Source organism: Pseudomonas putida group bacterium ESBL64 (genome assembly GCF_045277175.1).
Lineage (GTDB): Bacteria > Pseudomonadota > Gammaproteobacteria > Pseudomonadales > Pseudomonadaceae > Aquipseudomonas > Aquipseudomonas alloputida.
The window spans coordinates 5,331,984-5,347,890 of record NZ_CP145799.1 but is presented as its reverse complement, the minus strand read 5'-3'; the positions used below and the strand labels follow the sequence as shown (position 1 = coordinate 5,347,890).

Genomic DNA, 15,907 nt, shown 5'->3' with positions numbered 1-15,907 from the left:
TTATGTGCGGATTAGCAGGAGAGTTACGTTTCACCCCCATCGACCAAGCCCCTCGCCCAGCCGACCTGGCTGCGGTAGAGCGCATTACCCATCACCTGGCCCCGCGAGGCCCGGATGCCTGGGGCTTCCATAGCCAGGGCCCGATCGCCCTGGGCCATCGGCGCCTGAAGATCATGGACCTGTCGGACGGCTCGGCGCAGCCGATGGTCGACAACACCCTGGGCCTGTCGCTGGCCTTCAACGGCGCCATCTACAACTTCCCCGAACTGCGCGAGGAACTGCAGGCGCTGGGCTACAGCTTCTGGTCCGATGGCGACACCGAGGTGCTGCTCAAGGGCTACCACGCCTGGGGCGCGGCGCTGCTGCCCAAGCTCAACGGCATGTTTGCCCTGGCCATCTGGGAGCGCGACAACCAGCGCCTGTTCCTGGCCCGCGACCGCCTGGGCGTCAAACCCCTGTACCTGTCGCGCAACGGCGAGCGCCTGCGCTTTGCCTCGACCCTGCCGGCACTGCTCAAGGGCGGCGACATCGACCCGATGCTCGACCCCGTGGCCCTCAACCACTACCTGAACTTCCACGCCGTGGTACCGGCACCACGCACCCTGCTGGCCAATGTGCAGAAGCTGGAGCCCGGCACCTGGATGCGCATCGACCGCCATGGCGAAGTGGAACGCCAGACCTGGTGGCAGCTGAAGTACGGCCCCAACCCGGACGAGCGTGAACTTGATCTGGAAGGCTGGACCACCCGCGTACTCGACGCCACCCGCGACGCCGTGGCAATCCGCCAACGGGCAGCCGTCGATGTGGGTGTGTTGCTGTCCGGCGGCGTCGACTCCAGCCTGCTGGTCGGCTTGCTGCGCGAAGTGGGCGTTGACGACCTGTCGACCTTCTCCATCGGCTTTGAAGATGCCGGCGGCGAGCGCGGCGACGAGTTCCAGTATTCGGACCTGATCGCCAAACACTACGGCACCCGTCACCACCAGTTGCGCATTGCCGAACACGAAATCATCGACCAGTTGCCGGCCGCCTTCCGCGCCATGAGCGAACCGATGGTCAGCCACGACTGCATCGCCTTCTACCTGCTGTCGCGGGAAGTGGCCAAGCACTGCAAGGGCGTACAGAGCGGCCAGGGTGCCGATGAGCTGTTCGCCGGTTACCACTGGTACCCGCAGGTGGACGGCGCCGACGATGCCTATGCGGCCTACCGTGACGCCTTCTTCGACCGCAGCCACGGCGAATACCGCGACACCGTGCAGGCCCCCTGGCTGCTGGAAACCGACGCTGCCGGCGACTTCGTGCGCGAACACTTCGCGCGCCCCGGCGCACCGGCTGCCGTGGACAAGGCCCTGCGCCTGGACAGCACCGTGATGCTGGTCGACGACCCGGTCAAGCGGGTGGACAACATGACCATGGCCTGGGGCCTGGAGGCGCGGACGCCGTTCCTCGATTACCGCCTGGTGGAACTGTCGGCACGCATTCCCGCACGCTTCAAGCTGCCCGACGGCGGCAAGCAGGTGCTCAAGCAGGCAGCGCGACGGGTGATCCCGCATGAGGTGATCGACCGCAAGAAGGGTTACTTCCCGGTACCGGGCCTGAAGCATCTGGAAGGTGCCACCTTGGGCTGGGTACGCGAACTGTTGACCGACCCCAGCCAGGACCGAGGGTTGTTCAACCCGGCCATGCTCGACCGCCTGCTGAGCAACCCACACGGCCAGCTGACGCCATTGCGCGGCTCCAAGCTGTGGCAACTGGCGGCGCTGAACCTGTGGCTGAGCGAACAAGGAATCTGACCGATGAAAGCCCATGAAATCGCTTATGGTCAGCGCCTGCTGCGCGGCCAGGCGCCGTCCTACGAGCGCCTGCAGGCGCGCCTGGCCGGCGACGGCAGCCAGCCCCACGACCAACCGCGTGCCGTGCACTGCGGCTGGGGCCGGCTGTTGATAGGCCACACCTACCCCGACCCGGCTTCCCTGGCCGAGGATCTGCTCGACGAGCACCCGGGCGAACGCGACATCGCCCTGTACGTGGCCGCACCGCAGCAGGTGCTGGCCCAGGCCCCCCAGCAGCTGTTCCTCGACCCGTCCGACACCCTGCGCCTGTGGTTCACCGACTACCGCCCGGCGCAGCGTGTATTTCGCGGTTTCCGCGTGCGCCGGGCACAGAACCCCGCCGACTGGCAGGCGATCAACACGCTGTACCAGGCGCGCGGGATGCTCCCCGTCGACGCCGAGCTGCTTACCCCCCGGCACTTGGGTGGCCCGGTGTATTGGCTGGCAGAGGACGAAGACAGCGGCGCGATTATCGGCAGCGTCATGGGCCTGAACCACACCAAGGCGTTCGATGACCCCGAGCATGGCAGCAGCCTGTGGTGCCTGGCGGTGGACCCACACTGCACCCGCCCCGGCGTGGGTGAAGTGCTGGTGCGCCACCTGATCGAACACTTCATGAGCCGTGGCCTGGCTTACCTGGACCTGTCAGTGCTGCACGACAACCGCCAGGCCAAGCGCCTTTACCAGAAACTGGGTTTTCGCAACCTGCCCACCTTCGCAGTCAAGCGCAAGAACGGTATCAACGAGCAACTGTTCCTCGGGCCTGGCCCGCAAGCCGACCTCAACCCCTACGCTCGCATCATCGTCGACGAGGCGCTACGCCGGGGCATCGAAGTACAGGTCGATGACGCCGCTGGCGGCCTGTTCACCCTGAGCCTGGGCGGGCGGCGCATTCGCTGCCGGGAATCGCTCAGCGACCTGACCAGTGCCGTGACCATGACCCTGTGCCAGGACAAACGCCTGACCCAGTACGCCCTGCACAACGCTGGGCTGCAGGTGCCCGCGCAACAGCTGGCGGGCAATGCCGATGACAACCTGGCGTTTCTCGAAGAGCATGGCGCGGTGGTGGTCAAGCCGGTCGATGGCGAGCAAGGCCAAGGCGTGGCGGTAAACCTGACCTGCATCGACGACATCACCCGCGCCGTGGCACACGCCCGCCAGTTCGACAGCCGCGTGCTGCTGGAAAGCTTCCATGCCGGGTTCGACCTGCGCATCGTGGTGATCGGCTACGAGGTGGTGGCCGCCGCCATCCGCCACCCAGCGCAGGTGCTGGGCGACGGTAAGCACAGTGTGCGCCAGTTGATCGAAGCCCAGAGCCGTCGCCGCCAGGCCGCCACCGGTGGCGAAAGCCGCATTCCGCTGGACGACGAAACCGAGCGCACCTTGCGCGCAGCGGGCGTTGGCTATGACGACGTGTTGCCCGCCGGCCAGCGCCTGGCCGTGCGGCGCACGGCCAACCTGCACACCGGCGGCACCCTGGAAGACGTCACCGAACGCCTGCACCCGGTGCTGGCCGATGCTGCCGTGCGGGCGGCACGGGCACTGGAAATTCCGGTGGTTGGGCTGGACTTCATGGTGCGCGATGCCGGGCAGCCGGAGTACGTGATCATCGAGGCCAACGAACGTGCTGGCCTGGCCAACCATGAACCGCAGCCCACGGCCGAGCGTTTTATCGACCTGCTGTTTCCCCATAGCCGGCCTTTGGCCTGACAACTGCTCGGCTTTTTGTGGGAGCGGCCTTGTGTCGCGAATGGGGTGCGAAGCGCCCCTAGGATCTCAGCTTCGCTGCCGATATTGCCGGGGCCGCTTTGCGGCCCTTTCGCGACACAAGGCCGCTCCCACAAGGACTGCGAAATTTTAACCCGACCGGAGGCCTGGACATGTCCGAACGACTCCCCGAACCCGATCTCGACTACCTCAAACGCGTGCTGCTGGAAATGCTCGCCATCCCCAGCCCCACCGGCTTCACCGACACCATCGTGCGCTACGTGGCCGAACGCCTGGATGAGTTGGGCATCCCCTTCGAGCTGACCCGCCGCGGCACCATCCGCGCCACGCTGAAGGGCCGGCAGACCTCGCCCGACCGCGCTGTCTCTGCCCACCTGGATACCATCGGCGCCAGCGTGCGCCAATTGCAGGACAATGGCCGCCTGGCCTTGGCGCCCGTCGGCTGCTGGTCCAGCCGCTTTGCCGAAGGTAGCCGGGTCAGCGTATTCACCGACACCGGCGTATTCCGTGGCAGCGTGCTGCCGCTGATGGCCAGCGGGCATGCCTTCAATACCGCCATCGATCAGATGCCGGTGAGCTGGGAGCATGTGGAAGTGCGTCTGGATGCCTACTGCGCCACCCGCGCCGACTGTGAGGCACTGGGTATCAGCATTGGTGACTTCGTAGCCTTCGACCCATTGCCCGAGTTCACCGAAAGCGGCCACATCAGCGCCCGTCACCTGGACGACAAGGCTGGCGTAGCCGCATTGCTGGCGGCATTGAAGGCCGTGGTGGAAAGCGGTCGCCAGCCACTGATCGACTGCCACCCGCTGTTCACCATCACCGAGGAAACCGGCTCGGGCGCAGCTGGCGCCCTGCCCTGGGACGTCAGCGAGTTCGTCGGCATCGACATCGCCCCGGTGGCGCCTGGGCAAGCTTCCAGCGAGCATGCGGTCAGTGTGGCGATGCAGGACTCGTCGGGGCCTTACGACTACCACCTGTCCCGGCACCTGCTGAAACTGGCCGGCGACCATGACTTGCCGGTGCGGCGCGACCTGTTCCGCTACTACTTCAGCGATGCCCATTCGGCGGTGACTGCCGGGCACGATATTCGTACCGCGCTGGTGGCGTTCGGTTGCGATGCCACCCACGGTTACGAACGCACGCATATCGACAGCCTGGCGGCGCTGAGCCGGTTGTTGTCGGCGTACCTGCTGAGCCCGCCTGTGTTTGCCAGTGATTCGCAGCCGGCCAATGCATCGTTGGAACGCTTCAGCCACCAGCTGGAGCACGATGCGCAGATGGAGAGCGACACGCGGGTGCCAGCAGTGGACAGCCTGGTGGGTAACAAGGGCTGAGGGCTTCGGGGCCGCCATGCGGCCCCAAATTCCCCAAGGTTTCGCGTAGCATGCCTGCACCAATACCAAGACGCCGCCCACCATGCTGATCCCCTACGACCAACTGCAAGCTGAAACCCTGACCCGCCTGATCGAGGACTTCGTTACCCGCGACGGCACCGACAATGGCGACGACACCCCGCTGGAAACCCGTGTGCTGCGGGTACGCCAGGCATTGGCCAAGGGGCAGGCGTTCATATTGTTCGACCTGGAGAGCCAGCAGTGCCAGTTGCTGGCCAAGCACGATGTGCCCCGCGAATTGCTCGACTAGCAGACTCGGCCCCCTTCGCGGGCAAGACTGCGTAGGGATGCTGATGGCAACATCAGGCCTCGCCTTGCTTGGCCTCCTTTATGCGCTTGTACACCTCGGCCCGGTGCACCGGCACCGAGCGCGGGGCGTCCACGCCAAAACGCACCACGCCCTCCCGGACATCCGCCACCATGATGCGGATGTTATCGCCAATCACGATGATTTCCCCCACTTCACGCCCGATTACCAACATGTGCCGATCCTCCTGCCAAATGGAAAACCGGAGACTGCCTGCCAGGCATTCGGCTACTCAATAGTTCCCCTGCAATTCAGAAGAGCCCTACATTTCAGAGTAACTTCTCCTACAGACCATTCCTCTTGAATGGGGCTGAGCGCGCATTTTCACGAGCATATCGGCCTTGTGCTGCGAAGAGGCCGGTACACGCGATACACCAATGGAATCTTTCGCAAGCGGCGCCGGTCCGATTTATCAAGAGGCCTGCAATTCGAGGCCCTTGCCCCTCAACCACGCAAGGACTCCACCATGACCACGATCCTTATCATCATCCTGATTCTGCTGCTGATCGGTGGCTTACCGGTCTTCCCCCACTCGCGTAGTTGGGGCTATGGCCCATCCGGCATTATTGGCGTGGTATTGGTGATTCTGCTGGTCTTGCTGTTGCTCGGGATGATATGACCCGATGCGGACAGCCACTTCAGGCAACTGCTGACGGCGCATGGCAGGCGGGTAGCAACACCCGCTTGTCATCCTAAAGGTCCGCATCGAACACGATCGTCACCACGGCCTGATACTCGGTACCAGGCAACATATCCTGATCCGGGGCGTGGCCGCGAGGGTACACATGAAAATGCAACTGCCCTTGGCTACCGGTCACACCTTCAGGCGGGACTTCCAGGCTGATTGCGTTCCCAGCTCCGCCAAAGGCCATTGCCTGCCGGTAGAGCGAGCGACCGTTGTAGGTAACACCCGGCAAGGTCATTGCCATCGACAGCGGTATGCCATGGCCTTTGGCCGACCGTAGATTGCACGTGCTTCCCAACCCGGTGCTGCACAGGGCCCAAACTTTGAATGGCCCGCTGGCAGTCAGGCTGAACGCCACGTCCTTTTCCAGTCTGTCTGCATTGCCCTGCCCTCGGCGGCCTTGTCCACGGGCCTGAGGCGGTTCCAGCGCCACCTGCTCGGAACCCGGCTCGAAACGCACCTCAAGGTCATGCACCACCTCAAGTGTAACGTTGATCGCGACTGAATCTGCGCTGAGCCCGGAGACCGTTCGGCTCGAGCCAAGGCCTATATCCCTGTCAGGGCCTACCGAATAGACCACCCGCCCGCGGTATACGCCCGACTTCAAGCTCGCCGGCAAAGGCGTCTTCAGCCGATAACCCAGCGTAAGGTGGCTGACATGGTACGTGCCTGCATTCGCTGCGTTGAGGTCGGCCCAACACCCACTGCTGGCCACCGACCACAGAAACAATCGATGCGCCGCGCTCGCCAACGCAACCTGGCAACCACTCGAGTCCAGGCCCGAGCGCGTCGCAAGCGTGGGCGCCCCATCGTCCGAACTCACTGTGCCGCCCAGGTGGGTAATGGCAAAGTCCATGCTGACCTGCTCACCGGTCTGATCACGGACCATCAGCAGCGGCGTCGGCTGAACAGGTGCCGAGAGGTAGAAACCGTCGGCGCCTTCGCCATCGACTGTTTTGGAATATTCAACATTCACATCCAGCAAGCTCTGCAGTGGATCAGCACAAAGCTGCGGCAGCTGGGTGCAAACAGGGGACGACCGCGGTGCCAGGTTTTCGAACTGCCTGGTGTCGCCGCGATAACGCAGGTCAAGCGTGATCTCGGCAGCCTGCGCCCACGATGCGCCAAAGCCGCCGACCAGCAGCGCCAGCATTGCACATTTACCAGCCATGCCTGGACCTCTCACCCTGCTTTCAAATCGATGGCTTTGCGCGCATCGCCTTCCACCAGCTCGAAGCGGTATTCGACACCGGTTTTTTCGATGAACTCGCGCGTGCGCCCAGGGCGAATATGGTGCTTGGCCGGGTGATCACAGTCGTCGTCGCCCCGCACACAGGTCTGGACATTGTCGAGCAGCACCGTGGCATTGCCCTCGTTGCGCACGGTCCACTTTCCGCCCGCTCGCTCGATCGAGGTCTGATACTGCGTGGCAGTAGGCTTGGCGATCAGGATGGTGCCGTAGCCGGCCAGAAACTGCACACCGGCATTGAGTTCATTGCGGTAAGCCTCAAGCTCCGCATCGTCCAGTGCAAAGCTGTCATCCTGTTCCGGTAGTACTGGCACGAAACGCAGCCGGTAGTAACGCTCTTGAGCCCGCTCACCGCGATACAGCAACCGGACTGCCTGCATGCCACGAGCCGGGATGATCATCCGCGCAGGGCTGGCAACAACGCTGCGCTGGTCGAAGGGCAACTCATCGACGTCTACTTCACGCGGCTCGCCTTCGCCGTCGTACACCAGCTCCAGCACGCTGACCTTGACGAACGCGGTACTGTCCCCACGGTTGTAGATGCGTTTGGCATAGGTGCCCTTGCCCGGCTCGAGGTAGTCATACAAGGCCCCGACATCCAGCTGTGGCCCGGCCTTGGCAAACCCTGGCAGCAGCAGCACGGCGAACAACAAGCGTGATAAGTAAAATGTGAACCTTTGCATCTTCAACCTCTGTTTGCACAACATCCAATCCTGGCCCGGGATCAGGCCCTCTAAAGCGAAAGGCTGAAAGCCGGTTCAGCCCATACGCGGTACACAGCGCTGATCACCGACGATCAGCAAGTCATCGTCGCGGTCAAAGTTGTCCGGCGGTAATGTCAGAAGGCAGCTGCCTGCCGTGCCATGGCGAATTTCCAGGGTGGGCCGTGCCTCACTCATTTCGACGCTGAAATAGCCATCCACCTCGACCACCGTGCGGCCGGCGTCATTGATCACATGTGCGCCTTGCAGCGGCTGGCCATGGCCGTCCAGCAGCCGGCCAAACACAGTGACCGTTCGCATGACTTTCACCGCGTGATAGCCCACCCCACCGCGGTTGAGGTGATAGTCGACAGCAAGGGGCTGGATCTGCGCTGGCGGCATGTCCTTCGCGTCGAAGTCGAAGCGCACATGACCAGACTTGAACGCCGTCACCGGCACGATATTGCGCCCGGGGTGGAGCATTGCACTCATGCCCTGGCCATCGTTGGCACGTAGCTTCACACCTTGCAGGTCGCTTTCGACATCGATGATCAGGCCGGCATCGAGCGGTAGGTTTTGGCCCCCCATGGCCAGCTTCCCGGCGCCCAGCGCCAAGGTGCTTTCCAGGTTGAGGCCACCGCTGAGGTTATCGTTGAACGATGAAGTCTGGGCATAGGCATCGCCCTGCAATGCCTGGCTGTGAAAGCGCCCATTGGCGGCAAGGCTGGTGCCATAGCCGTCGAGCGTTGCGCTGCCCCCCAGGCTATGCACTGGGCCCAGGTCGACGTCCTGCCTGTACCACAGCGAAGCGTACGGGTCGTTCCCCCCCTCACGCGAGGCGCGGCTACCGACATCGACCCCAAGCTGCTTGCCGTCGCGCTCAAGCTTCATGCTGACAGCGACGTTAACGCCGCGGCTGCGGACACCGGCGCTGCTGCGCGTGCCGGGCCTGTCGAACAGTGACAGGCGAACACTGCTCTGATGCCCCCGCAGTTTTCCGTAGAACGCCCAGCTGAGGTCGGCTCCCAGCCCGCTGGCCGAACCCGCACTGTGTTCCAGGCGCAGTGTCGCTGAACTGCGCGAGGTTACCCGCTGGTTGATCGAAAAGGCGGTGCGGCTGCGCACCTGCCGCTGTGAACGATCGTCGCGCTCCTGACCGCTGGGCTCGAGCCAGGTCTGGTTGTGGCTTAGCAACAACGAGCCCGAGGGATGGGTATAGGTCAACTGCAGATCACCCCCATTGCCCAGACCTTGGGTTTGATTAAGGCTGGCGTACAGCTTGAAGCGCTCATGGACATCCCAGTCCAGCGACGTGCCCAATTGCAGGTCAGCGCCGACCTGTTGCATCGACAACCCCAGGACCGCAGCCGGGTGCAGCAGATAATTGGTAAGCGCCCCAAGCGCCAGGCCCTGTTCACGATGGCTATCCCAGTTACTCAGCAACTCGAGCTGCTGGCCCAGGTACAGGTTGTAGCGCCAGCGGCTATCGAGGTTCTGCCAGCGGCTGGGCTTGTAGATGGACACTTCGCTACGCGAGGTCTCCAGGCCGTCTTCGAGCAAGCGCAGCTCCACATCGTAGATGCCGCCGGGCAACACCCGCGTGTCGAGTGCCTGTAAACCGGGCTGTACCGGCTGACTGTTGATCAGCGAGCCATTGCGATAGATTTCGACGATACCCGGGCGGTTCGGCGTGACGTAGACAGGGATGGCGCTGGCTTGGCCATTGTCGACCAGCAGGCTGTCACTGCTGCCCAGCATCAAGCCAAGCGTGCTGTCAGGGCGACGCCCCAGGAGCGTTGGCTGGCGCACCAGGCCTTCTGCGCCAGTAGAGAAGTAGCCCAGCCGAAAGAAGTGCTCTTCGTGCATGCGCTCTGCGTAAAGCTGGTTCATGCGGTAACGCACATCGCCTTGCTCAGCTGGACTGCGATCAACGCGTGCCTCGGCCAGCGTGGTCCAGTCATGCAGATTGCCCTGGCCGAGCAGGCCGATTCTGCCCGAGGTCTGTTCACCATCATTCACCAGATTCAGTTGATTACGCAGCAGCAACCCGGTGCTGCCCTGCTCTGGGAGACGGTGATAGCGCGCGTCCTGCTCCAGTTTCTCGGCATTGGAGGTGAGCAGCGACAGCTGCGAATTGGCCAGGCTGTAATGGATAGCCTGCAACCCGTCCGGGCAGTTTTGCAGGCAGTCGCCCAGCATGCGCCCGCCCTCCAGCCGTTGAAGCCATAACTGGCGCACTGTGGCGGGCTCTGTGCTCTGCTCGGTGTCGGTAAATGCCAGTAATTGCACACGGTTATCACGGCTCAGCACGACCATGGCATCACCCAGGTAGCGCTGATCCAGCTCGACTCGCACTGCAAGTGGCACCTCGAAAAAGTGCGCCTCGAAGTCGTCGGGCAAACGCCCGAACGTGTTCAGGCCGTTAGCATCGGGCTCGCGTTCAGCGAACACTTCGAAAGGGAAGAGGCAAGCAGCACCCAGCAACCAAGCAGCGAGTGCACGGCCGGGTGCAGCAAACTGGAACATGATTCAATCCACATCAACACCTGCCCCACCGCGGGACAACATCCGACGGGGTGGAGGCAGGCGGCACTGCATCGATCAAAGGCTGGTGGAGGACGTCTCAAACAACACTTTCACGACCCCGTTATAATCACCCTTCACAAAACCGCCCTCAGGCTTTACAGCTTCAAAGGCAATAGGCAGTTCTTTACCGCCTTTGGCATCTTCGGCGTCCATGACCTCCTGAGGCGCGAGCGACAACGGCTTATCCCCTACCGTGATGACCAGCGCAATCTTCTGGTCAACGTTACTCTGCTCTTGCAACTCTGCGGTTTGCAGCAACTTCGCCTGAATGGCGCCGACATCACTCTGGGCCATGAAATTTTCAGTCACTTTCGTGAATTGCTCGGCCTGCGGCTGATACTGAAGCGTCACGCCGTCTCGAACCCAATCACCGACAGGTTCCACGGAAAAGTCATTGCCGGGAATAACTGCCGTTACAGAAATGTCATGGCTGATCGGATCAGGGACGGAGGCGACAGCGACACCGGCAAACATCGCAAAGAATGGAATAGCCAATACAGAGGATTTCATATCAAATTTCCTTCAACGGTTGCACATTATCAATAACAGGGACGCGGGAGCGCCCGCCTGAAACGGGGATCAGGGCGCACCCGTTTCAAACATCAAAGTGGCGTGGGTGATGTAGGTGCCGGGCATGCGAACCGTGGATGCCTCTGGCATGGGATAAAACCTGAATTCAATGGTTTTTCCTTCAGCGGCTTCAGCAGCACTGACGATTTCAACCGGCGTGGTACCCATGACAAGGCGATTCAGCGAGATATAGTAACGGCGCTGAAATTCAGCACCGCCTACCCGTTTGAACCGGTAGAAGGGACTGTCCGTTTTCGCGTAAATAGGCCCGTAGGTACTTTTTACAAATACATCTTTCTTGATTTGTTTGAAGACGAGCCGGCTCGGGTCATATTCCGCCCGAAGTTCGTCGTCCCACCAATTATCCACCGAGGTCACTTGAAATTCAGGTGTCGAAACGACAGCCTGAACACTGACGTCCTGAGGTATTTCCTTCGCCCCTGCGGCCCCCACCGTCAGCAGCAGGGCGCAGGCGGTAAAACAACGTAACTTCATTGAGCAGTCCCCAAATGTGCCGGCATTTATCGATGCCCGTATGACAGGCGGGAACTTTACGAGTGGGGCATCAATGCGTATGTAGGTGTTTTCTGAGTGACTGCGAAAAATGAAAACGCCCCGACGGTCGGGGCGTTCTTGGATGCTGCGGCTTGACGCATCAGCTGGTTTGGTCTTGTCGGTAGCAGGCCTGTACGCCCCTGCCCCCGGTCAGTGCGTCTACAGAACATTCATCGCGAAGGAGCCTTTGCGCGCATTTTTACCGCCATATCGGCCATCTCGTCGTACAGCCGCTCAGGCGCCTGACGTTTCAGCTGCCACGCCTGGCGCCCGGCCTCATGGGGCAGAATCAGGAACTCGCCCGCGGCAACCTGCTGGTGGATGTATCCGGCAATCTCGGCGGCGCTGATCGGCGAACCCTCCAGCAGCTTGCCCACCTGCGCCTTCATCGCCGGGTTCGGCCCACGGAACGAGTCCAGCAGGTTGGTCTGGAAGAACGACGGGCAAACCACGTGCACCGAAACTTCCAACTGACGTAACTCCACCAGCAGGCTTTCCGAAAGCGCCAGCACGCCAGCCTTGGCGACGTTGTAGTTGCTCATGCCAGGGCCCTGCATCAGTGCGGCCATCGATGCCACGTTGATGATCCGGCCCTTGCTGCGCTCCAGCAGCGGCAAAAAGGCCTTGCAGCCCTTGACCACGCCCATCAGGTTGACCGCGATCTGCCAGTCCCAGTCTTCCAGGGACAGTTCGGCGAAAAAACCGCCAGACGCGACGCCGGCGTTGTTGACGATCACGTCGATGCCGCCGAACTGCTCGGTGCATGCCTGGGCCAGGGCGGTGAGCTGGCTGTAATCGCGCACATCGCAGCGCTGGATGAAGCCATCGCCGCCGGCGGCACGGGCCAGTTCCAGGGTTTCGCGCAGGCCGTTTTCGTTGACATCGGCCAGCGCCAGGCGCCAGCCTTCGCGCGCCCAGCGCAGGGCGATCTCGCGACCGAGGCCTGACCCGGCGCCGGTGATCATGATGCGGTTATGCATGGTGGCTGGCCTTGTTCTGGCAGGTAGTACAGCGAGTCTAATCAAGGGCAAGGGGGCTGGGAGGATTCATCAGGGTAGTGAATGGGCAGACATGACTGTGTGGTCAGTACCGCCCTGGCGGCGGGGAGCATGCTCCCCGAGGTAGCTGGCAAGCCAGCGGTCCAGGCGCAGCATGGTCTCCTCCAGCGCTCTGGCTGCCTGGCGCACCTGTGACGTATCCGCCGGCCGTTGCGTACACTGCGCTTCAAGCCGTTCACATGACGCCACCAACGCTTGTGCCCGCACAATGCGTGCGCCGCCTTTCACCCTGTGCGCCACTTCAACGAGCGCCGAGGGGTTGTCGCTCGAGTATCTGAGCTGTGCCAGATCCGCCAGGTTACTGCTGGCCAGATCGGCCAGCAGGGCCACCAACACAGCCTGGTCATCGCAAACCAGCTTACGCAAATGGGCCAGATCAACGGCAGGCAGTTGCTCGCCTGGCTCACGGCTGACGTACTGGAAAGCTTGCAACGTTTGCATGAGGGTATCCAGGTTCAGCGGCTTGAACAGGCAGTGGTCCATACCCGCAAGCCTCGCGCGACGGCGCTCCTCTTGCAGGGCACTGGCGGTCAGCCCCACCACCCGACAGCGAGGCCTGGCCCGGCGCCGTTCGTGTTCGCGGATTGCCCGGGCCAAGGCAAAACCGCCAAGCCTGGGCATGTTGCAATCGCTGATGACGACGTCGAACGTTTGCTGCAACCAGAGGCGCAAGGCCTGATCGCCATCTTCGGCAACTTGCACCTGGTGACCGAGAAACGCCAACTGGTGCGCGAGCAGCAAGCGGTTGGCCGGGTAGTCATCGACCACCAGCACGCGCAGGGCGGCCAGCCTGGGAGGGTCGCCCTGCGGCGTTGCCGGCTTGGCCAGCACTGGCCGGGCTGCCAGCGCCAGGTCCAGGCGGATTTCAATCCGCGTACCTTGGCCCAGCACGCTGTGCAAGCGTAATTGCCCGCCAAGCATTTCACACAAGCTGCGGCTGATCCCCAGCCCCAGCCCGGCACTGCTGCGTGGCGACTGGCGCTGATTGCTGGCCTGGCGAAAAGGTTGCCCGAGGCTTTCCAGCTCGGCCTGGGCAATGCCTATGCCGGTGTCTGCGACTTCGAGCAATACACTTGCCCGCCCGGCTGCAGCCTGCATATTCAGGCTGACCAGGACCTTGCCCTGCGCGGTGAACTTGATTGCATTGCTGACCAGGTTGGCCAGGACCTGCTTGAAACGCACCGGGTCAAGCATCACCCAGTTTTCCACCGCCCCCTTGCACACCATGTCCAGGGCCAGCCCCTTGCCGCGTGCCTGTTGCTCGAACAGCTGAACCACCCGGGCGACTTGATCGCGCAAGCTCACCGGCACCAGTGCCAGCTGCAACTGGCCGGTTTCGATGCGTGTGATGTCGAGTACATCGCCGATCAACTCCTGCAGCCCGATAGCGGCATCCGCCGCCACTTCGATGGCCAGATGGTCCAGTTCGCCCTGCCCTGCCTTGCGTCGGGCAAGCTCCAACATGCCCAGCACGGCATGCAGCGGCGTGCGGATTTCATGGCTCATGGCCGCGAGAAACTGCGTCTTGGCCTGGTTGGCCGCCTCGGCCTCGCGCTTTGCACGATGCAGTTGCACCTGCATCCGCCGCAGGTAACGAACCCACAGCAGGGCCAGCAACAGCAGGCTGCATGCCAAGGCGATGCCCGCCAGCATGCGCCCGCCATAACGGCGCCATAACCCGTCGCCAACGATCATCGGGTTACGCCAGCGTCGCAGCATGGTCTCCATTTCTGCCGGGGGCAGCGCGAGCAAGGCTTTGTCGAGAATACCCAGCAGCTCTTCGTCGGCATGGCTACTGGCAAAGGCGAAGTGCATCGGTGGCAGCGCCAGGCTGGCAGCGATCCGCAGCCTGCCGGGAAAGTGACGTGCAACCAGCGAGCACGCCTGGTCCAGTGGCAGCACGGCGGCGCCTGCCTTGCCTTGCTCCAGCGCCTGCAGAGCAGCCAATGGATGAGGCACGAGCCGCTGACGGATCCCCGGGTAAGACTTGGCCAGCGTCTGCGCCTGGGCGCTGCCACGCACCAGCGCCAGCGGCCGCCTGCCGAGCTGCGCCAGGCTGCTGAGGGCCACGGTCTCGTTGCGCGTTACCAGGACCAGCGGCAAGCTCAGAAACTGCGGCTGAAACGCAGTTGCCTGGCGTGTGCAGGGCTGTACACCAGCCCGGCAATCAGATCGGCCTGGCCCTGGCGCACTTGCTCGATCATGTGTTGTATGTCTGTGCCCCCCTGCACCTCGAAGTGCAAGCCGGTGAGGCGGCTGATGCGTTGCAGCACGTCCATGCTCAAGCCGCGCACCTGGCCATGCTCATCGCGGTAGCTCAACGGTAGCTGGTGCTCACCGAGCAACACCTTGACCACGGGGTTTTCCGCAATCCAGCGCTGCTGGGCTTCGCTGAGTTCAACCAGGCCGGGTTTGACGGGGCTGGCAGGCTGTGGGCTCCAGTGCCCGCGAAGGCGGGCATGTTGCTGTTCGGTCAGGCTTTGCAGCACGGCATCGACCAACCTGGGTAATGGGCCGTGGTCCCCGAGCATGGCAAAGCCCAGGGGCTGGGCTGCAAAATCGGGCTGGTCGACCCATTCAAGGCCTGGCAGTTGCCCTCGGGCCAACAGATAGCGGCTGCTCAGGGCATTGCCTAGAAACAACTCAGCTTCACCGAGCTGCAACGCCGCCAAGGCGCTGTAGGGGGTGGGGTGCAGCTGGATCCGTGCGTTGGGATAGTTGTGCTGAAGCAGGGCCAACGGTCGATACCCCTCGACCGCCAGCAGCCGAGGGCTTGCGCTGTTGCCACTGACGAACCGCTCACTGGCAAGCAGCAATGGCTGGTCAACGATGTAGGGGCTGGACAGGCGCAGCTTGGCGTCCTGCGCCTGCTGTGCTGTTACCGAGCTGACCAGGTCGACAGTACCCTTGCGCAAGGACGCGAAAGCCGCGTCGTAGGTCTCGAACAGGCTCAGGCGTACTTCCAGGCCCAGCTTCTCGGCCAGCACACTGGCGTACTCGGCGCTGATGCCTTCGTAGGCCTGGCCGGTGCCGAGCATGTCAAAGGGTGGGTTGTCGCGGCCGATTACCCCCAGGTTCAAATGGCGCTTCTCCCACAGCCAGCGCAGGTCGGCGGGGCCCAGCGCCAGCGCAGGCCCCGTTTCCACGCCCCGGGTGTAGAGCTGCGGTGCGGCCAAAACGGGTAGCGGATTCAGGCAATACAGCAGCCACAGCAGCAGGACGCGGATTGGCACGGGTAGCGA

Annotated in this window: 14 protein-coding genes; 5 read left to right on the top strand and 9 right to left on the bottom strand. The window is 62.9% G+C overall.

Annotation, left to right across the window (positions count from 1 at the left end; translation table 11 throughout):
* Positions 1-2 precede the first annotated feature (2 nt).
* The 4 genes from V6093_RS24295 to V6093_RS24280 all read left to right on the top strand — a co-directional run bounded on the left by V6093_RS24295 (position 3) and on the right by V6093_RS24280 (position 5,204).
* On the top strand, positions 3-1,790 hold the full coding sequence (locus tag V6093_RS24295; RefSeq protein ID WP_047605285.1) for an N-acetylglutaminylglutamine amidotransferase: 1,788 nt from the start codon (positions 3-5) through the stop codon (positions 1,788-1,790).
* A 3-nt stretch (positions 1,791-1,793) separates the two neighbouring features.
* Entirely contained in the window at positions 1,794-3,539 is a 1,746-nt protein-coding gene (gene ngg / locus V6093_RS24290) for an N-acetylglutaminylglutamine synthetase (protein WP_047605286.1), read from the top strand.
* A gap of 170 nt (positions 3,540-3,709) precedes the next feature.
* The gene (locus tag V6093_RS24285; protein WP_003252630.1) at positions 3,710-4,894 is read left to right on the top strand and encodes an osmoprotectant NAGGN system M42 family peptidase; all 1,185 of its coding nucleotides are present in this window, start codon (positions 3,710-3,712) and stop codon (positions 4,892-4,894) included.
* An 82-nt stretch (positions 4,895-4,976) separates the two neighbouring features.
* Positions 4,977-5,204, top strand: a complete 228-nt coding sequence (locus V6093_RS24280; RefSeq protein WP_003252629.1) for a YheU family protein — start codon at positions 4,977-4,979, stop codon at positions 5,202-5,204.
* 52 nt (positions 5,205-5,256) lie between these two features.
* Here V6093_RS24280 and csrA read toward each other — a convergent pair whose 3' ends face one another.
* The gene (gene csrA, locus V6093_RS24275) at positions 5,257-5,436 is read right to left on the bottom strand and encodes a carbon storage regulator CsrA (protein WP_003252626.1); all 180 of its coding nucleotides are present in this window, start codon (positions 5,434-5,436) and stop codon (positions 5,257-5,259) included.
* A gap of 291 nt (positions 5,437-5,727) precedes the next feature.
* Between csrA and V6093_RS24270 the strand changes: the two genes are divergently transcribed.
* A complete protein-coding gene (locus V6093_RS24270; protein ID WP_003252624.1) occupies positions 5,728-5,880 on the top strand; it encodes a DUF3309 family protein in 153 nt (50 codons plus the stop codon).
* Between the two features lie 73 nt (positions 5,881-5,953).
* Here the strand turns inward: V6093_RS24270 and V6093_RS24265 are convergent, their stop codons facing one another.
* From V6093_RS24265 to V6093_RS24230, 8 genes are all read right to left on the bottom strand, one after another.
* Complete coding sequence (locus V6093_RS24265; protein ID WP_230623102.1) at positions 5,954-7,099, bottom strand: hypothetical protein; 1,146 nt, start codon at positions 7,097-7,099, stop codon at positions 5,954-5,956.
* Between the two features lie 29 nt (positions 7,100-7,128).
* Complete coding sequence (locus tag V6093_RS24260; RefSeq protein ID WP_050562065.1) at positions 7,129-7,902, bottom strand: pilus assembly protein; 774 nt, start codon at positions 7,900-7,902, stop codon at positions 7,129-7,131.
* Positions 7,903-7,953: 51 nt separating this feature from the next.
* Positions 7,954-10,422, bottom strand: coding sequence for a CS1-pili formation C-terminal domain-containing protein (locus V6093_RS24255; RefSeq protein WP_108078303.1), 2,469 nt, complete (start codon positions 10,420-10,422; stop codon positions 7,954-7,956).
* A 75-nt stretch (positions 10,423-10,497) separates the two neighbouring features.
* Positions 10,498-10,992, bottom strand: a complete 495-nt coding sequence (locus V6093_RS24250; protein ID WP_047605291.1) for a CS1 type fimbrial major subunit — start codon at positions 10,990-10,992, stop codon at positions 10,498-10,500.
* 69 nt (positions 10,993-11,061) lie between these two features.
* Positions 11,062-11,547, bottom strand: coding sequence for a hypothetical protein (locus tag V6093_RS24245; protein WP_047605292.1), 486 nt, complete (start codon positions 11,545-11,547; stop codon positions 11,062-11,064).
* A gap of 230 nt (positions 11,548-11,777) precedes the next feature.
* Complete coding sequence (locus V6093_RS24240; RefSeq protein ID WP_047605293.1) at positions 11,778-12,587, bottom strand: SDR family oxidoreductase; 810 nt, start codon at positions 12,585-12,587, stop codon at positions 11,778-11,780.
* Between the two features lie 69 nt (positions 12,588-12,656).
* Positions 12,657-14,768: an ATP-binding protein gene (locus V6093_RS24235; protein ID WP_230623103.1), complete on the bottom strand. Its 2,112-nt coding sequence runs from the start codon at positions 14,766-14,768 to the stop codon at positions 12,657-12,659.
* Positions 14,769-14,770: 2 nt separating this feature from the next.
* Positions 14,771-15,898: a transporter substrate-binding domain-containing protein gene (locus V6093_RS24230; protein ID WP_406669640.1), complete on the bottom strand. Its 1,128-nt coding sequence runs from the start codon at positions 15,896-15,898 to the stop codon at positions 14,771-14,773.
* Positions 15,899-15,907 lie beyond the last annotated feature (9 nt).

What these genes read in the sequence shown, in the direction of transcription:
- V6093_RS24295 (WP_047605285.1), top strand. Translation starts at nt 3, where the DNA reads ATGTGCGGATTAGCAGGAGAGTTACGTTTCACCCCCATCGACCAAGCC.
- ngg (WP_047605286.1), top strand. Translation starts at nt 1,794, where the DNA reads ATGAAAGCCCATGAAATCGCTTATGGTCAGCGCCTGCTGCGCGGCCAG.
- V6093_RS24285 (WP_003252630.1), top strand. Translation starts at nt 3,710, where the DNA reads ATGTCCGAACGACTCCCCGAACCCGATCTCGACTACCTCAAACGCGTG.
- V6093_RS24280 (WP_003252629.1), top strand. Translation starts at nt 4,977, where the DNA reads ATGCTGATCCCCTACGACCAACTGCAAGCTGAAACCCTGACCCGCCTG.
- csrA (WP_003252626.1), bottom strand. Translation starts at nt 5,436, where the DNA reads ATGTTGGTAATCGGGCGTGAAGTGGGGGAAATCATCGTGATTGGCGAT.
- V6093_RS24270 (WP_003252624.1), top strand. Translation starts at nt 5,728, where the DNA reads ATGACCACGATCCTTATCATCATCCTGATTCTGCTGCTGATCGGTGGC.
- V6093_RS24265 (WP_230623102.1), bottom strand. Translation starts at nt 7,099, where the DNA reads ATGCTGGCGCTGCTGGTCGGCGGCTTTGGCGCATCGTGGGCGCAGGCT.
- V6093_RS24260 (WP_050562065.1), bottom strand. Translation starts at nt 7,902, where the DNA reads ATGTTGTGCAAACAGAGGTTGAAGATGCAAAGGTTCACATTTTACTTA.
- V6093_RS24255 (WP_108078303.1), bottom strand. Translation starts at nt 10,422, where the DNA reads ATGTTCCAGTTTGCTGCACCCGGCCGTGCACTCGCTGCTTGGTTGCTG.
- V6093_RS24250 (WP_047605291.1), bottom strand. Translation starts at nt 10,992, where the DNA reads ATGAAATCCTCTGTATTGGCTATTCCATTCTTTGCGATGTTTGCCGGT.
- V6093_RS24245 (WP_047605292.1), bottom strand. Translation starts at nt 11,547, where the DNA reads ATGAAGTTACGTTGTTTTACCGCCTGCGCCCTGCTGCTGACGGTGGGG.
- V6093_RS24240 (WP_047605293.1), bottom strand. Translation starts at nt 12,587, where the DNA reads ATGCATAACCGCATCATGATCACCGGCGCCGGGTCAGGCCTCGGTCGC.